Below are 1,613 nucleotides of genomic sequence, written 5' to 3' on the forward strand. Positions count from 1 at the left end.
CCGCAGGACGCTTCCAGCGCCGGGCGGGAGAGGCACGCGAGGAACTCCTCCGTGCCCATGTTCGGAAGATAGGTGTCGGCGCCTATGGCATCGCCGGCGATCCGGGCGACAATGCCGCTGTCCGTGCGGTTGGTCCGCGCCGACAGTGCGTCGATCAGTGTCAACCTGGCCACGACACGAAGCGTATCCGTGTCGAATTCCAGCTCGCCGCTTTCACCTATCATCGGGACCGCGTGCCGGGCAAAACGCCTGGAGCCGTAGACATGGTTAGAGGTTTCGGAGCCGGAATCTACCGAGACGTTCTGCCCGGCGAATGCGAGGACGAGCAGCGCCATGAGGGTATCGTCCTCAATCGGCGCTCGTGCCAGTGCCTCGTGCAGAGCGTCTGTGCGGAAATCGCCGATCATCTCGAGGCCGTTTCGGGTCACGTCGGGACGGGTCTTCGCTGCAACGTCGATACCTTCGTTTTCGTCCTCGCCGCCGGGGGCGGTCGGATCGCCCTTTCCCTTCGCCTTCTTGATCTCCGGCAACCGGAAATGGGCGGACTGCACCTTCCCCTCACGATCAAGATACATGGCGGTGCAATCGCCTTGGCCGGGCTTGCCRTAGACACGCTCCGCCTTCGGCGGCAATTGCGGTTGGCCCCAATTGTTGAGCTCGACGATGGAACCCTTCTTGGGAAGATTGCTGCTCATCCATTCCTGCTGCGCACCGAGGAATGCTTCGACGTTGGTGGTATAGCGGTTATCCTCGTCGGCCGGTCCGAACAGGTCTTCCGCCCATTCGATGCCATAGGCCTGGCGGAGATCGTCGCCGAAACTCGCATCGCGCGCGAACATGCGGGTCTTGGTGAGGCCGTTGGCGATCGCCCACCAGGATGCTGTGTCACTCTTCTTCGTCTTGTGTGCCTTCCAGACTTCCTTCTGCTCGTCGAGTGACGCCGCGGAAATCGTGCGAAGCTGCTGCTCGCTCGGCATGTCGCCCTTGGCCATGTGATCGAGCATCGCAGGCAGGACATTGGCGAGCAGACGAAGCTTGCGGATCTGTCTGACCGGCAACGCCAGCGCGATCGCAATCGCCTCCTCGGTCCAACCGAGTGCAACGAGACGCTCGATGCCCCGCCATTGGTCGACCGGATTGAGGGGCTCGCGCGCGATGTTTTCGATCATCGATCGCATCGCGCCATTGTCGTTGGCCGCCTCGACGACGATAACATCGATTTCCTCGATGCCGGCGGCGATGGCCATGCGCGTGCGCCGGTGGCCCGCTTCGATGACATAGCCGTTGCCGCTGGCTTCGGCGAAAATGACGGGCGGCTGGATGACGCCGACAGCCTTGATGGTCGCRAGCAGCAGCGCGTCGGCCTGGGGCGTCGACTTCGACTGACGAGTATTGTCGGGATTGTCCTTCAGCGCACGCGGATCGACTTTCATGAGTTGCATGGGAATGTTCCTTTTTCCGGGGATGCGGACGCGGCCTTCTGCCGGTCCTTCCTGTCTTCATTTTTTTCTGAAGACACCTCCCGGACCGCAAAGCGGCGCGACCGGCGCAACTGCGGGCGAGCTGCCCTGCCGCGAAGGATAAGCGGGGCCAACAGCCATGCGAAAGACGAG

At 62.4% G+C, this 1,613-nt stretch carries 1 protein-coding gene; it reads right to left on the bottom strand.

Translation table 11 applies throughout. The annotated features are described in order from the left end of the window. Positions 1 to 1,442 (bottom strand): ParB N-terminal domain-containing protein (locus tag AC1D1Z_RS37240; protein WP_477853830.1); only part of this gene is annotated, 1,442 nt, incomplete at its 3' end. Between the last annotated feature and the right edge of the window lie 171 nt (positions 1,443 to 1,613).

This window comes from Rhizobium sp. P1_E1 (assembly GCF_056406015.1).